This is a genomic window from Mesorhizobium waitakense (assembly GCF_056431085.1).
In genome coordinates this window covers 1-1,383 of record NZ_JBWKME010000234.1, presented here as the reverse complement: position 1 = coordinate 1,383, position 1,383 = coordinate 1, and the positions used below count along the sequence as shown (strand labels likewise).

Annotated in this window: 1 protein-coding gene; it reads right to left on the bottom strand. The window is 64.3% G+C overall.

What is annotated here, in order from left to right; genetic code table 11:
- Positions 1–1,091, bottom strand: a 1,091-nt coding sequence (istA, locus tag AC07FD_RS39460) for an IS21 family transposase (RefSeq protein ID WP_478354205.1), incomplete at its 3' end; no start/stop codon positions are given.
- Between the last annotated feature and the right edge of the window lie 292 nt (positions 1,092–1,383).

Genomic DNA, 1,383 nt, shown 5'->3' with positions numbered 1-1,383 from the left:
TGCTGGTCGCGATCATAGCTGCGACGGTGACTGGCGATCATCTTTGCGCCGTCGAAGACGCGGACCAGGCCGAGATCGGCGCGCACGCTGAGCGTGCGCCGGACATGAGCATGCGGTACCGAGTAATCGTTGAGGTCGAAGCGCACATAGGGCGTTTTGCCAACCTTGGCGGCGACCTGCTCCTCGACGGGGTATGGGTTGGCGGGCAGCGGCAGAAGCAGTGGCTGCTCTTGCGCAAACGCCTGGCGGACCGTCATCGTCCGGTCCTCGGGGCATGGCCGGTCGGCTGCCTGGTTGCGGCACCACTGTTCGGCCTGGGCGTTCAGATCGTCGAGATCGGTGAACTTGCGGGCGATGAAGAATGCTTCCCTTATATGCCGTATGGCGCGCTCGACGCGGCCTTTTTCGTTGCCCCGGGCAACCGCGACAGGACGTGGCTCGAACCGATAGAAGCCGGCGAAGGCAAGCAGCGTCGGATGGAAGCGGATCGCATCGCCCTGGCGCTCGAGCACCGCACTCTTGAGATTGTCGTAGAGCAGGACCCTGGGCAGCCCGCACCATGTGTTGAACGCGCCGACGTGACCGCGCAGGAAGTTTTCCATGCGCGCGTCGAGGAAGAAGCGCAGGTAGATGTCGCGTGAGTAAGAAAGCACCATCACGAACGCCATGAGCGGCCGGCGGGCGTTGCCGATCTCGATGTGACCGAAGTGGGCCCAGTCGACCTGTCCCTGCTCGCCCGGCAATGTGCGCAGCCGCAGGAACGCCTCGGCCGGCTTGCGGGGACGGTGCAGGGCGACCAGGTGCCGAAAGTGCGTCGGCAAGCCCCGGTAGCCGCGCTCGCGCACCATCGCATAAAGGCGGCTGGCGGTCAGCGAGGGGAACTTTTCCAGCGTCTGCTCAATGAATGGAAGATACGGGTCAATGATTGAGGCTCTCTGCAGCGGCTTGTGCCGGGGCAATCCCGCCTGGGCCAGAACGCGATGCACCGTCGTGTGATGGACATGCAATTGCCTGGCGATGGTGCCGCAGCGCCACTTCTCGGCGTGATACAGGCGCAGGATCTGCGCTTCCAGTTCGGGGCTGATGGTCATGATACGGGCTCTCCGTCTGCGTAGTCAGCTTCACGGGCATAACGAGGCCCCCGGCGACGCACGAAGCCGGTGCGAACGAACGGCGACAGTCGACAGTCGCAGCGCCGACAGCACGGCGTGGGCATGACCGATGTCGTCGCCCGCCCGGCGACGTCAGCAAAAGCAGCGACGACATCGTTCGAGGGACTGACCAGTAGTGAACCGGCAGGAGATGCAGGTGGAGAATGATGCGTCACTTTATTGTGCCGAGCCCGATATCGTCGGGCCCGGACCGCATGAGCCAGGCGTCCCC